Here is a 13,115-nt window from a genome sequence, read left to right on the forward strand (position 1 = left end):
AGCCGCTCCCCGACCGCGCCTGGACCACGCCACAGACTCACCCGTCGAAATTGTCGCCCTCCCAGGTAGGCAAAGGGCCCGAAACGCTACCTGGGAGGGTGATCGGGCTGCATCGCGCTGGAAAAGGTGGCGGTAGAGGTCACCAACCCCACCGCCTAGTCCAGCCCCCAGTTCCAGTCCTTCGTGGCGGTGCGCAGGTGCGCGTAGGAGCGCACGGTGCGTCCGTTGAAGGCGGCTGAGGCCGGCGAGGTGCCCGCCACCGTCCACTCCGGCGGGTTCTCGGCACCGGACAGGGCCCACGCTGCCTGGCGGGCCGCACCCAGGGCCACGTATTCCGCGGGGTCCGGGACCAGCACGTCCACCCCGAAGATGGACGGGGCGACCGCGCGCACCGCGGCCGAGCGTGCGCCGCCGCCGATGAGCAGCACGCGGGTGGCCTCCACACCGGTGGCGCCCACGAGCGCCTCCACGGCGTCCTTCATGGAGCACAGCAGTCCCTCCACGGTGGCGCGGGCGAAGTCCTCGCGGGTGGTGGCGGTGGTGATGCCCTGCAGGATGCCGGTGGCGTTGGGACGGTTGGGGGTGCGCTCGCCGTCGAGGTAGGGCTGCAGCACCAGGCCGCCGGCGCCGGGGTCGGACGCCAGGGCCAGGTTCTCGAACTCCTCCCAGTCCACGCCGAGCAGGCGGCGTCCCATGTCCAGCACGCGCGCGGCGTTGAGCGTGCAGACCAGCGGGAGGTAGCGTCCTGAGGCGTCGGCGAAGCCGGTGACCATGCCCGCGGAGTCGTGCACGCTGTCGGGGACCACGGCGGAGGCCACCCCGGAGGTGCCGATGGACACGCTCACGTCGCCGGGCTGCAGCGCCAGGCCCAAGGCCGCGCCCTGGTTGTCGCCGGTGCCCGCGCCGATGACGGTGCCACGCTCGGCCGCAGCGGCGTTCACCGATGCGGCGACGACCCCGACCCGCTCATTCGGCCCGGCCAGACGCGGCAGTTCGACGTCGTGGCCCAGGGCGCGCTCGGCGAGCTCGGGCAGCCAGCGTCGTTCGCGGGTGCTGTAGTAGCCGGTGCCGGACGCCTCGCCGTGGTCGGTGACCTTCTCGCCGCGTTCGGAGAGGTGCCAGGTGAGGTAGTCGTGCGGGAGCAGCACGCTGGCGGTGCGCGCGGCGTTCTCCGGCTCATGGTCGCGCATCCAGCGCAGCTTCGAGGCGGTGATCGAGGCGACGTAGCGGCTGCCGGTCAGGTCCACGCAGGCCGCGGGGCCGCCGAGTTCGTCGATGAGTTGCTCGGCGGCGCGTGCCGAGCGGGTGTCGTTCCACAGCAGGGCGTCGCGCACGACCTCCCCGTCGGCGTCGAGGGCGACCATGCCGTGCTGCTGGCCGGCGACGGACACCGCGTCGGCGCGGTCCAGCAACCCGGCGGTCGCCTGCTCCATGGCGTCCACCCAGGCCCGCGGGTCGACCTCGGTACCGTCGGGGTGCGTGGCGCGTCCCTCGTCGACGACCTCCCCGGTCGCCGCGTCCACCAGCAGTGCCTTGCAGGACTGGGTGGAACTGTCGATTCCCAGCACGAGTGCCATATCAGTTGTCTCCTTCGATCTCTCCGAGCACGTGGAGGGTCGCTCCCGTGTTCTCCAGCAGGGCGCGGTCGGCGTCACTGATCTCATTGTCCACGACGACGTGGTCGAACTCCGTAACGTCGGCGATCTTGAACACCCCGGGGGCACCGAACTTCGTGGAGTCCACGACCAGCACCTTCACCGGGGCGGTGTCGAGCAGGGCCCGTTTGGTCTCGGCGGCCTCGGTGTCCGGGTGGAAGATCGCCGGCCCGCCACCGGCGGAAGGACGCACCGCGGTGGTCGAGACGAAGACCACGTCCGCCGACAGCCGCCGCAGCTGCTCGGACGTGACCGCCCCCAGGAAGGAGTCGGTCTCCGGGATGTACTGGCCCCCGCAGCCGATCAGGCGGATGTTGCCCGCCCCCGTGCGCTGCCGGTGCAGGCTCATCGCCGCCAGCGAGTGGGTGATCAGCGCCGAGGGGCTGCGCTGCGGCAGCAGGGTGACCAGGGACTCCAGGGTGGTGGAGTCGTCGACGGAGACCACCGCCCCGTCCTCGACGAGTTCGGCGGCCAGGGCGCACAGTCCGCTCTTGACGTCGCGGTGCAGTTGGCGGCGCTGGCCAACCCCCAGCTCGCTCATCGAGGGGCTGACCGAGCGGGCGCCGCCACGGACCCGTTCCAGCAGGTTCTCGGCGGCGAGGTGGTCGAGGTCGCGGTGCACGGTCATCGGTGAGACCTCGAAGTGGCGGGCGAGGTCCTCGACGCGGGCGGTGCCGTGGCGGGTGACGTAGGCCACGATGTTCTCGCGGCGTTTGTCGGGGCGCTTGTCGGCTCCCGTCGCAGGTGCGGGCTGTGACGTTGGGGGCATGGGCGCAACATTAGCACGGGGGCGATGTGAAGTAACCCCCGTTTTCAACATTTTTTTGTTGTAAGTGGTGACTTTCTAACATAATGGCGGTAGGTTGATCGCATCGGGCCACCAGGTGTGACCCACATCCCTCCCGCCTGACGCTTCAGGAGCACAGATGACTTCCAGCACCACACAGCCGGACACACCCCGGCTGCTCGAACGCCTCGGCATCCCCCGGGCACTGATCTGGGGCTTCGTGGGCCTCACCATCTTCATGATCGGCGACGGCGTCGAGACCAACATCCTCGAGCCCTTCCTGCGCGACGACCACGGGTTCTCCACCTCGCGGGTGGGCACCCTGGTCACCGTCTACGGCATCTCCGTCGCCATCGCCGCCTTCTTCGCCGCCGCCCTGTCGGACCTCTGGGGCCCGCGCCGGGTGATGATCCTGGGCGTGAGCGTCTGGGTCACCCTGGAGCTGGTGTTCCTGTGCCTGGCACTGCCGACGTCCAACCCGTGGCTGATCTTCATCACCTACGGACTCAGAGGCTTCGGCTACCCGCTGTTCGCCTACGGGTTCCTGGTGTGGATCACCGCGGTGGCCCCCGCCGAGGACCGGGCCACCGGCGTGGGCTGGTTCTACGTGAGCTTCTCCGCCGGCCTGCCCACCCTCGGCGCACTGACCGCGACCGTCTCACTGTCCCTGCTGAACCTGGACTTCTACCAGACGCTCTGGCTGTCGCTCTCCCTGGTCATCGTCGGCGCGTGCATCGCCCTGTTCGGCGTGCGCGAGCAGGTCGGACGCAAGCCCCTGGTCGACAACCCCGAGGAGGTCAGCGCCACCCTCTCGCGTGGCTTCAAGCTGCTGGCCCGGGACAAGCGCGCCCGCCGGGTGACCTACATCCGTACGATCAACTCGGTGCCGACCTACGCCATGGCCGTGTACTTCCCCGCCTACTTCACCGACGAACTCGGCTGGAAGCTCGGCTGGTTCCTCATCCTCACCACGGTGATCTACGCGGTAAACCTCCCGTTCAACCCGCTCTACGGACGCATCGGCGACCGCTTCGGCTGGGCCACCACCATGTTCTGGGCCGGTGCGGTCGCCTGCGCCGTCACCCTGGCCGCGGTGTACTTCACCCCGCTGATCGGACGCTCCCTCGGCCTGCCCGACCCGCTCGTCTACGGCGTGACACTGGCCTTCGGCGCCCTGTTCGGCGTCTCCCTGGCCGGCTACGTCCCGCTCTCGGCGATCGCCGTGGCGATCGACCCGGAGCACCCGGGTGCGGCGATGTCGACCTACAACCTCGGCGTCGGCGCCGCGGTGGCCGTCGGCCCGCTGCTGGTCGCGGTGTTCCTCCCGCTGGTCGGCGCCACCGGCCTGACGCTGATCATGATCGGCCTCTACCTCTTCGCCGCCTACCTGTCGCTGACCCTGCGCGGCAACCAGCCCGGCTTCGACGGCGTGCCCGACAACGTCCCTGAACCCCTCGCGGAGAAGGCTGCCGAAGAAGCAGCCCGCCAGAACTGACCCACTCCACTCCACAGCACACACCCACAGCAAGGAGAACTCCCGTCATGCCCACCCTCAGCACCTCCCTCCTCCCCGACGTCCCTGAGATCACCGCGCACACCGGCAACCCCACCGCCGTGCCGTCCTACGACCGCTCGCAGGTCACCCCGGGCATCGTGCACATCGGCGTCGGCGGTTTCCACCGCGCCCACCAGGCCATGTACCTCGACCGTCTGATGAACCAGGGCGAGGCGCTGGACTGGGGCATCGTCGGACTCGGCGTGATGCCGTCCGACGTGCGCATGCGCGACGCCCTCGCCGGCCAGGACCACCTCTACACCCTCACCACCAAGGCGCCGGACGGTTCGGAGGACGCCCGCGTCATCGGCAGCATCGTCGACTACGTCTTCGCCCCGGACGACCCGGCGGCCGCCGTGGCGATGCTCGCCGACCCGCAGATCCGCATCGTGAGCCTCACCGTCACCGAGGGCGGCTACAACATCGACCACGTCACCGGGGAGTTCGTGGAGGACGCCGAGCTCATCGCCGCCGACCGCGCGGCCCTGCGCTCCGGCGACCACGCCTCGCTCAAGAGCTTCTTCGGTCTGGTCACCGCCGCACTCGACGAGCGCCGCCGCGCCGGCGTCGCGCCGTTCACGATCATGAGCTGCGACAACATCCAGGGCAACGGCGAGGTCGCCCACGCCACCTTCGTCGCCTTCGCCACCAGCGTGGACGCCGAGCTCGGCGCCTGGATGGACGCGTCCGTGGCCATCCCCAACTCCATGGTCGACCGCATCACCCCGGAGACCACCGACGCCGACCGCGAGGACGTCGCCGCGCGCGGCTACACCGACGCCTGGCCCGTCGTCGCCGAGGACTTCACCCAGTGGGTGCTGGAGGACAAGTTCACGGCCGGACGTCCGCCCTACCAGGACGCCGGGGTCCAGCTCGTCGACGACGTGGTCCCCTACGAGCTGATGAAGCTGCGCCTGCTCAACGCCTCCCACCAGGGCCTGTGCTACTTCGGCCACCTCGCCGGGCACCGCATGGTCCACGACGTGATGGCGGACCCGCGCTTCGGCGACTTCCTGCTGGCCTACATGACCGACGAGGCGACCCCCACCCTGCGACCGCTGCCGGGCGTGGACCTGGACGACTACCGTCGCACCCTGATCCAGCGCTTCGGCAACACCGCGGTCAAGGACACCGTGGCCCGGCTGTGCGCCGAGAGCTCCGACCGCATCCCCAAGTGGCTGCTGCCGGTGGTGCGCGAGAACCTCGCCGCCGGACGCCCCGTCCGCCTCTCCGCGGCGATCGTGGCGTCCTGGGCACGCTACGCCGAAGGCGTGGACGAGGACGGTGCACCGATCACCGTCGTCGACCGGATGGCCGACCGACTCAAGGAGTCCGCCTCGCACAACCGGGAGGACGCCCTGTCGTTCCTGCGTGACCGGGAGGTGTTCGGCGACCTGGTGGACTCCCCCGAGTTCACCGCCGATTACACCCGGGTGCTGGAGTCGCTGCACACGGTCGGCGCCGAGGCCACGCTGGACATGCTGCTCGCCGAGCGCTGATCCTCCTCCCACCCCGTCCCTCCGACGGGGGTGATCTGTATGGCAGGTGGGGCGGGGGTGGACCGGTACCCGCACGGGCTCTTGTCGCGGTTGTTTCCTCTGTAGTAAGTTCGGTACGGCCCGCTACAGTTAAACGTAGCCTACGGTTAGAGACGTTTCACCAACACCACCGCCCGGCGAACTGCTCTCCACGGCATTCCCACCCCGTCGCCGGGCCAGGAGAGGATCCCCCTTCATGCTGCACACCGCCCGCCGCTCCACCGGACGTACCGTCCGCCGGACCCTGACCGCCACCGTGCTCGCCGGTGGCCTCGTTCTCGCCGGCTGCTCCACCGATGACTCGGACAGCAGCTCGGACGACACCAACTCCTCCGACAGCGCCGAGGGTGGCGCCGAGGAGTCCGAGGTCACCATCGACAACATGTACGGTGAGGCGACCTACAACACGAACCCGGAGACCGTCGTCGCGATCGGTACCGCCGTGGACAACCTGCTCGCCCTCGGCATCACCCCGGACGTGATCGTGGAGCGTGGCGATGACGCCAACGCGGACTGGAAGAACCCGGACCTCGAGGGCGTCGAGCGCATTGCCGTCTCGGAGGACTTCCCGCTCGAGGAGGTCGCCGCCAAGGATCCCGACTTGGTCGTCGGCGACACCTACCGCATCGACGAGGACACCTACAACGAGCTGTCCAAGGTCACCGACGTGCTGCCCGGCATGGACGAGGACGCCAACTGGGAGCCGCAGCTGCAGGCCCTGGGCGAGATCTACGGCCTGGAGGACAAGGCCCAGGAGGTCATCGACGCCGACGAGGAGGCCTTCGCCTCCGCACGTGAGGAGTTCCCCGGCCTCGAGGGCAAGACCGCCCTGACGGTGCAGGACCGCGCCGGTCAGTTCGGCGTGATCGCCGACCCGGAGAACATCGCCAACAAGTTCTACTCCCGCCTGGGCATGACGCTGCCGGCCTCCTTCACGGACGGCTCCCTGAACGTCGACGCCGATCGCGCGCAGATCTCCTACGAGCGCGTGTCCGACCTGGCCGCGAACTTCATGGGCATGTACGCCACCGAGGGCATGGACAAGATCCGTGCCATCGCCGGCTACAGCCAGCTGCCGCAGGTCGAGTCCGGCGCCGTGGTCGAGGATGACAAGGCGGTCATGGCCGCGCTGAACATCCCGTCCTCGCTGTCCAACGCGTGGCTGCTCGAGCAGCTGCAGGACCAGCTGCAGATCGTCTCCGACGAGGACGCCGTCGACGCCGAGTAGTTGATTCGACAGTAAATGTAGTGGGGAGATACTTTCCCACTACAGAATGAGGGCCCGGGATCAGATTCTGATCCCGGGCCTTCTCATTGTCTGCAGGCCTTCACTGCCGTCCGTCGAGGGTCAGCGGATGACCTTTCGCACGGTGGTCTCCTTGTCGCCGAGGTACTCGCGGCGGAAGTAGCTGTCGAGCAGCGAGCTGCCGAGGGACTTCTTGCCGCGCTGACGTGACGTTCCCTGGCCCGTCTTCCCGAACAGGGCACCTGGGCTCTTGCCCTTGCCCGCCCGGCCGGCGGCGCCCTTCTGCCCTGCTGCACCGGCGGCTCCCGCCGCTCCTGCCCCGGCTGCCATTCCATTACCGCCGGCACGTTGTCCGGCGGCGTTGTTGCTACCGGACACAGGGGCCGCCCCGCCTGCCGCCGGGACTCCTCCCCTGGCACCAGCGCCTCCGTGTGCGGCGCCCGCCCCCGGACTGGACGAGCCACCGGCTCCGGCGAGAGGCATGGCACCGGGACTGCGGGGTGTTGCGGTGCTGACGCCTCTGGGGAGAAGGGGTTGGGCCACGGACCCTGGCACGCCTCCGCGCAAACCGGTGGTGGTCCCTGGGGCCGCCGTCCCCGGGGTGACGGTCGGTGTCCCGCGTCCGCCGACTGCTCCGAGGGCCTGGTTCTGCCCGGCGACCATGGATGTCGGCGAGCCTGCCTGCGCGCCACCGGGTGCGCCGTAGGCACCGCCTGTGGGCCCCATCGGCGATTGCCCGACGGGTGCTGCCTGGTTCGCCGCCGCTGGGGCCGCCCCGATCTGGCTGGCTTGCTGTGCGACGGCGTTGGGCTGCGCGGCGGCCTGGGTAGCAGCTGGTGTCGCTGCGCCACCGGCGACCTGGGTGATGGCTTCTTCAGCTGCCATGGTCGCTGCCCCCGCGGAGGTCAGCGCCCCACCACCGGTGTGACTGGTCACCGGTACCGAGAGGTTGGTGACGAGCGGCCGGGCGGTGTCGAGCGCGGGCTGGAGGTAGCCGGCGACGAATGCTGCGACCTGTGCCTGGGATTTCGCGGCGATGGCCGCGGCCCCGGCACCTCCGGTGGCTGCTCCGGCCGCGGTTGCCTCTGCAGCCAACTCGAGCTCCATGGCGACGAGTTGGGTGTGCGCGGCCGCCCGGATCGGCGGCAGCTGCAGCATGGAGGTCGCCATCGCCGTGGAGTTGGCCGAGACGACAGCGCACTGTTCCGCGATCGTCGATATCCCCGCGTAGATGTTCGTGAAGACTTCACCTTCCGTGGTGGAAGCAAGTGAGCTGGCGGCACTGCGAAGCAGTTCCGAAGCAACGATCATTTTTCCGGCCGACTTCGACCACGAATTTGCCGCCGACACGATCCCGCTATCGTCACCGGCGAACATGACTGTCAGTGCCTTCAGGGGTGTCACCGCCTCCACGGCCGCAATTGGGGGAACATAGCCGAGGTCCAGTATAGGAGTCTCGACGCGCGAAGGGAGGATATAATTCTCAAACTCCTCCATGGACTCATCGAACTCCAACATCATCTTGAAGGCGCCCTCCGACGCGATCTCCTGAGCGCGCAAGGACTTCGCCAGCGGAACCAGAGAATCATACAGCCACCCAACATTCGAGATCGCAGCCGTCGTTGCAACCGCAAGGGAACCCGGATGACCGAGAAGATAGGATGCATACTGAGTGGATACGGCAGTCAGGGAAGGTGAAGTAGTAAACAAAGATGTCACAGCATCATGGAGTCCAATGCCATTCAACTCCCTATTAGCAAAGTCGACCCCCTGAGCAACTCGCCGTAGACTATCATAGTCATACTTAAACATAGAATCCCCCACCTAAGATATTCTTGAACAATTGAAGCACCGAAGCCGAACGCTGACATTCCACATTTGCAGCACTATCTGCACTTCCCGAAAACGCGCTATACCTCCCCACCGCTACCTGATCAACAGCAATGCAGCCTACCGCCAACTCCGCCGACCCCGCCCCCAGCCTGAGATATCCATGTAGAGGATCAAGATCGTCCTGATCAATCTTGGAAAACGCACGATAGTCCTCGACGAATCCAATATCAAAAGTACGAATTCCGGAATTGATACTGTCGGCTGCAACCAAGCCACAAAAGGCTATTCCCAAGCCATCATCCGGAGAAACGTCGACATCGAGTCCGATTTGCCCAATTCTATTGTCAATTTCGGGATGACAGGGTTCAGGCATGTCCTCCCACTGCGGCATCATCGCCCTCTCCCCGAGCAGCTCCAGGACGACAGGTTGCCCCACGAATCGTTGGGACTTGTACACCAGGTTATCCATTGGATCCAACGGCCTGGTCTCGAACCAGAGGCCGGTGTGTCCCGCAGGCTGAATCATCCGGCCGTCGTCCGTCACCTCGGGTTCCGCGATCATGCCATCAAGCGCAGCTTCCCCCTCCCCCGCGCCGTCCCCGGAATGCTCGGCCGCGGCGACGTCCACCCCATCCCCGGCCTCACCGTCAGCAGGCGAGCACGCCGTCACCATCATCACCATCACCAGGACGACGACCACGCACGGCAGCCACAACAGCCGATGCGAACCGTCGTCTCCCACGCTCTCCCGATGGACCATAGGCCCCACCCCGCCTCTTCGACTCAATTATCGCCGTCCCACCAGGGACGACATCCAGACAGCCGCTGTTCCCCACGACCCCCACCCGAACCCCCGACGGGCCGGACCACCACAGGGTAACCCACATTCACGAGCGTGTCCAGGGGTAAAACTATCCTTCTGTAGACCGGCTCAGGACGTCCGTTTCCGGTCCACCGGCGTCCCCAGCACGGACAGTGCCGTCGCCAGGCCGGCGTAGTTCGTCACCAGCATCACCAACGCCACCAGCTCCCGGTCGGAGAGGTACGTCGCCAACGCCGACCACGTCGGCTCGTCCACCTCCCCGTGCGCCACGATCTGGTCCACGGCGTCCAGGATCACGCCCCAACGCCTCGTCTGACCATGCGACTCCCCTTCCATCGCCTGAATCTGCTCATTCTTCAGCCCCGCCGACGCCGCCAGCTTCCTGTGGTGCGCCGCCTCATACTCGGATCTCTGCAGATGTGCGACGCGCAGGATCACCAGCTCGGTCTCCCTGCGCGACAGATAACCGAACGGCATCATCATCGCCGAGTACACCAGCCACGGCTTGAACAGCCGACGGGCCCTACCGATCGTGGAGAACACCCCCATGGTCTCCGTCCCCTGCACCTTCGCGCCGATTCGCGCGATCAGGTGGTTGAGCACCCCCAGCTCGCGGACGCCGGGGACCTTCTCACCGGGGCGGGTGATCCGCGCCGAACCCTCGGGTGATGCCTGTGTGGACAGTGACTCCGGGCCAGATACGTTCATACCCCAACACGCTACCCGGCCCGAAGCCGCCACGGGGCCGGCCCGGCAAAAATCCGCCCACAAGACCGCGACGGCACCACCGGTCTACTTGACCGTCTGGTCCTTCTCGTCCTCACGCAGGGTCAGCACGTCCACACCGGTCTCGGTGACGACCATCGTGTGCTCGAACTGCGCGGACCACTTGCCGTCCCGGTTCTGCACCGTCCAGCCGTCGTCCCAGATGTCGTAGGGCAGCTCGCCCAGGTTCAGCATCGGCTCGATCGTCAGCGTCATGCCCGGCTCCAGCACCGTGTTGTACGCCGGCTCGTCGTGGTGCAGCACCACCAGACCGTTGTGGAACGTGGGCCCCACCCCGTGGCCGGTGAAGTCACGGACCACCGAGTAGCCGAAACGCTTGGCGTAGGCCTCGATGACCCGGCCGATCACGTTGATCTCCCGGCCCGGCTTCACGGCCTTGATGCCGCGCCACATGGCGGCGTACGTGCGCTCCACCAGCAGGCGGTGCTCCTCGGAGACATCGCCGGCCAGGTAGGTGGCGTTCGTGTCACCGTGCACACCGTTCTTGTAGGCGGTGACGTCGATGTTCACGATGTCCCCGTCCTGCACCACCGTGGAGTCCGGGATGCCGTGGCACACGATCTCGTTCAGGCTCACGCAGGCGGCCTTGGTGAAACCACGGTAGCCCAGGCAGGACGGGTAGGCGCCGTGGTCGCACATGTACTCGTGGGCGACCCGGTCGATCTCGTCGGTGGTCACGCCCGGAGCCACCACGGCACCGGCCGCGGCCAGGGCGCCGGCGGCGATCCAGGAGGACTCGCGCATCGCCTCGACGACCTCGGGTGTCTGCACCCAGGGCTCACCGACGTTCTCCTGCACCTCGTCCCGCCACGCGTACTCCGGACGTTCGATGGAGTCCGGAACCTTCCGGATCGGGGTGGGGTTACCGGGTGTCAGAAGCGCTCTACTCATGACGCCCCAGCCTACTCCCCGTCCAGGTTGTCGAAGAACTGCTGGGTCACCGCCACGGAGTGCTCCGACCCGCCGCCCAGCACGATCATCGTGGCGAACGCCAGGTCGCCGCGGTATCCCATGAACCAGGCGTGCGAGCCCTCGTTGATCTCCGCCTCACCGGTCTTGCCGTACACCTCGCCGGCACCGGAGATCGCCGAACCCGAACCGCTGGTCACCACCGCGCGCATCATGTCGCGCAGGTTGCCCAGCATGCCGGGGTCCAGGGGCTCGCCCTCCACCGCGTCATTGCCGTCGGTGTCCAGGGTGTGCACCCCGTCGGTGTTGATGAGGTTCGGCACCGGGGTACGTCCGTTCGCCGCGGTGGCTGCCACCAGCGCCATGCCGAAGGGGCTGGCCAGGTCCAGGCCCTGCCCGTAGCCGGCCTCCGTGCGGTCCAGCATCACCTCGCCCTCGGGCACCTGGCCGGTCATCGTGGTCAGCCCCGGGATGTCGTAGTCACGGCCCAGGCCGAACTTCGCTGCCTCCTCCTTCAACTCCCCCGGCTCCAGGTCCGTGGAGATCCGGGCGAACGTGGTGTTGCAGGACTGGGCGAAGGCGTTGCGCATCGAGGTGTTGCCCAACGAGAAGGAGTTGTAGTTCGTCACGATACGACCGCCGATGTCCTGCGTCGCCGGGCACGCCACCGAGGAGTCGGCGTTCAGCCCCTCCTTCTCCACCCCGGCCGAGGCGGTGATCACCTTGAACGTCGATCCCGGCGGGTACTGGCCGGACAGCGCCACGTCGCCCTGCTTGTCCGCCTCCTCGGTCTGCGCCACCGCCAGCACCTCACCGGTGGACGGGCGCATCACCACCATCATCGCCTCGTCGTTGGGACGGGTGTCCACCGCCTGCTGCGCGGCCTCCTGCACCGCGCGCGACAGGCTGACCTTCACCGCCGGCGCGGGGGCGGGTTCGGCGCGTTCCAGGGTGCGCACCACCGAGGCGTTCTGGTTGACCGCCACGACCTCCCAGCCGGCCTCGCCCTCGAGCTCGGGTTCCACCAGGTCGGTGACCCGGGACATGATGTCGGGGGCGAAACCCGGATCAGGACGCACCATCGCCGGTTCCTCGTTGAGCCGGACCCCGTCGATCGCCTCCAGCTCCTCGCGTAGCTGGTCGCCGAACTGGCCGGGGATCATCGTCACCGAGTAGGTGCCCGAGGCGTCCGATGCGGCGGACGACACGGCCGCCTCGTCGATCGTCGGGATGGCTTCCTCACCGGCGTGCGCAGCGGTGAGCACACGTCCGATGCGTCCCACCGCGCCCTGCACCCCACCGGACGTACGTGCCTCGTCGAGGTCCAGCACCACCCGCCAGGTGGTGCCCGGGGTGGCGAGCACCGCACCGTCGGAGCCGACGATGTCGGCGACCTGCGCGTCCATCCGACGCAGCTCCAGGTGCTGGTCGGCGCCCAGGTCCGGGTGCAGCACCGAGGAACGCCACCGCACCGTCCACTCCCCGCCGGTACGCGTGGCGGTGAGGGTGGCGTCGTAGCTGAACTCGCGTTCGCCGGGCAGGTCCCAGGTCATGGTGTAGTCCGCGGTGGCGACGTTGTCGTCGGTGCGCACGCCCTCCACGTCGACCTGCAGGCCGTCGGCCTGCAGGGAGTCCCAGGACTGCTCCAGGGCGTCGGACGCCACGGCGTCGTCGTCGGTGAGCCGGGCGGCGGCCTCGACGTCGCGTGACGAGACCGCGTCGAGGAAGTCACCGACCACGTCGTCGGCGACGTCCGGACGCGGGGTGCAGGCGGAGACCGTGACCAGTACGACGCTGAGCACCAGGCTCAGTACGCCGGCTACGGACGACACACCGGCGCGTGTGGTGGTGGTGCGTCTCGGGGGCCGAGCGCCGGGCGCCCCCAGAATCTGGGTCATGCCGGTCACGCTAGCAGCGCAGCGCGCTGGTTCCCCGGACAAACACGAACCGCTTTCACCCGGCCCCCTGCCAGGTGTGGCCCCG

Annotated in this window: 11 protein-coding genes; 4 read left to right on the top strand and 7 right to left on the bottom strand. The window is 68.1% G+C overall.

Annotation, left to right across the window (positions count from 1 at the left end; all coding sequences use genetic code 11):
• Positions 1 to 155: 155 nt before the first annotated feature.
• Entirely contained in the window at positions 156 to 1,577 is a 1,422-nt protein-coding gene (xylB, locus tag ACT3TD_RS06300; protein WP_301443786.1) for a xylulokinase, read from the bottom strand.
• A gap of 1 nt (position 1,578) precedes the next feature.
• Complete coding sequence (locus ACT3TD_RS06305) at positions 1,579 to 2,424, bottom strand: DeoR/GlpR family DNA-binding transcription regulator (protein WP_301443785.1); 846 nt, start codon at positions 2,422 to 2,424, stop codon at positions 1,579 to 1,581.
• A 157-nt stretch (positions 2,425 to 2,581) separates the two neighbouring features.
• Between ACT3TD_RS06305 and ACT3TD_RS06310 the strand changes: the two genes are divergently transcribed.
• The 3 genes from ACT3TD_RS06310 (at position 2,582) to ACT3TD_RS06320 (ending at position 6,763) form a co-directional block, all read left to right on the top strand.
• Positions 2,582 to 3,937: an MFS transporter gene (locus ACT3TD_RS06310; protein WP_441579123.1), complete on the top strand. Its 1,356-nt coding sequence runs from the start codon at positions 2,582 to 2,584 to the stop codon at positions 3,935 to 3,937.
• Positions 3,938 to 3,984: 47 nt separating this feature from the next.
• Positions 3,985 to 5,496: a mannitol dehydrogenase family protein gene (locus ACT3TD_RS06315; protein WP_301444028.1), complete on the top strand. Its 1,512-nt coding sequence runs from the start codon at positions 3,985 to 3,987 to the stop codon at positions 5,494 to 5,496.
• A 235-nt stretch (positions 5,497 to 5,731) separates the two neighbouring features.
• Positions 5,732 to 6,763, top strand: coding sequence for an ABC transporter substrate-binding protein (locus ACT3TD_RS06320; RefSeq protein WP_301444029.1), 1,032 nt, complete (start codon positions 5,732 to 5,734; stop codon positions 6,761 to 6,763).
• A gap of 120 nt (positions 6,764 to 6,883) precedes the next feature.
• Here the strand turns inward: ACT3TD_RS06320 and ACT3TD_RS06325 are convergent, their stop codons facing one another.
• Positions 6,884 to 7,951, bottom strand: a complete 1,068-nt coding sequence (locus ACT3TD_RS06325; RefSeq protein WP_441582270.1) for a hypothetical protein — start codon at positions 7,949 to 7,951, stop codon at positions 6,884 to 6,886.
• A gap of 61 nt (positions 7,952 to 8,012) precedes the next feature.
• Here ACT3TD_RS06325 and ACT3TD_RS06330 point away from each other — a divergent pair, with 61 nt between their 5' ends.
• On the top strand, positions 8,013 to 8,216 hold the full coding sequence (locus tag ACT3TD_RS06330) for a hypothetical protein (protein ID WP_441582271.1): 204 nt from the start codon (positions 8,013 to 8,015) through the stop codon (positions 8,214 to 8,216).
• A gap of 369 nt (positions 8,217 to 8,585) precedes the next feature.
• Here the strand turns inward: ACT3TD_RS06330 and ACT3TD_RS06335 are convergent, their stop codons facing one another.
• The 4 genes from ACT3TD_RS06335 to ACT3TD_RS06350 all read right to left on the bottom strand — a co-directional run bounded on the left by ACT3TD_RS06335 (position 8,586) and on the right by ACT3TD_RS06350 (position 13,030).
• Positions 8,586 to 9,356, bottom strand: a complete 771-nt coding sequence (locus ACT3TD_RS06335) for a hypothetical protein (RefSeq protein ID WP_441579122.1) — start codon at positions 9,354 to 9,356, stop codon at positions 8,586 to 8,588.
• Positions 9,357 to 9,545: 189 nt separating this feature from the next.
• Entirely contained in the window at positions 9,546 to 10,145 is a 600-nt protein-coding gene (locus tag ACT3TD_RS06340; protein ID WP_301443293.1) for a carboxymuconolactone decarboxylase family protein, read from the bottom strand.
• Positions 10,146 to 10,229: 84 nt separating this feature from the next.
• Positions 10,230 to 11,114: a type I methionyl aminopeptidase gene (map, locus tag ACT3TD_RS06345; protein WP_301443292.1), complete on the bottom strand. Its 885-nt coding sequence runs from the start codon at positions 11,112 to 11,114 to the stop codon at positions 10,230 to 10,232.
• Between the two features lie 11 nt (positions 11,115 to 11,125).
• Entirely contained in the window at positions 11,126 to 13,030 is a 1,905-nt protein-coding gene (locus tag ACT3TD_RS06350) for a penicillin-binding transpeptidase domain-containing protein (protein ID WP_301443291.1), read from the bottom strand.
• Between the last annotated feature and the right edge of the window lie 85 nt (positions 13,031 to 13,115).

The organism is Corynebacterium sp. AOP36-E1-14, assembly GCF_052377495.1.
Lineage (GTDB): Bacteria > Actinomycetota > Actinomycetes > Mycobacteriales > Mycobacteriaceae > Corynebacterium.